Raw genomic sequence first — 246 nt, 5'->3', positions numbered from 1 at the left:
AAGTTTACGTTGCCACTACCTTGCTACCCTACGCTTCTCTCCGGGTAACGCTTCGCGTGGTGCTCCGATGGCTATGCCATTTAGGAAGTGCCCGCTCAGATTAATCGCATACCATCCTGCGTGCATCTGAACGCCTGCCTTCGTGTCTTATTCTCAGTTACAGAGTAGTTACTATGCGCCATCGAATAAGACGCAAAATCAACCATCCATATACACACATTATAGCACGTGATCAATCAGAGCGGG

Origin of the sequence: uncultured Duncaniella sp. (assembly GCF_910578445.1) — a bacterium.
In the GTDB taxonomy this organism is placed as follows: domain Bacteria; phylum Bacteroidota; class Bacteroidia; order Bacteroidales; family Muribaculaceae; genus Duncaniella.
Note: the sequence above shows the minus strand (reverse complement) of the source record.